Below are 261 nucleotides of genomic sequence, written 5' to 3'. Positions count from 1 at the left end.
CCACCAAGAAGGACCTGCGCGAGAACTACCCGTTCGGCATGTTCGCCGTGCCGCGCCAGAAGGTGGCGCGCGTGCATGCCTCCTCGGGCACCACGGGCAAGCCCACGGTCGTGGGCTACACGTTGAAGGACCTGGACAACTGGGCGAACCTGGTGGCGCGCTCCATCCGCGCGGCGGGCGGGCGGCCCGGCGACATGGTGCATGTGGCCTATGGCTACGGCCTGTTCACGGGCGGCCTGGGTGCGCACTACGGCGCCGAGC

The 261-nt window shown here is 70.5% G+C and carries 1 pseudogene; it reads left to right on the top strand.

The window, feature by feature from the left end:
• Window positions 1-261: pseudogene (locus JHD82_RS29720) on the top strand (phenylacetate--CoA ligase); the annotation flags it as partial.

The organism is Delftia sp. ASV31 (assembly GCF_016428765.1).
GTDB lineage: Bacteria > Pseudomonadota > Gammaproteobacteria > Burkholderiales > Burkholderiaceae_C > Comamonas > Comamonas acidovorans.
The sequence above is the reverse complement of the archived record's forward strand: the minus strand, read 5'-3'. Positions and strand labels throughout refer to the sequence as shown.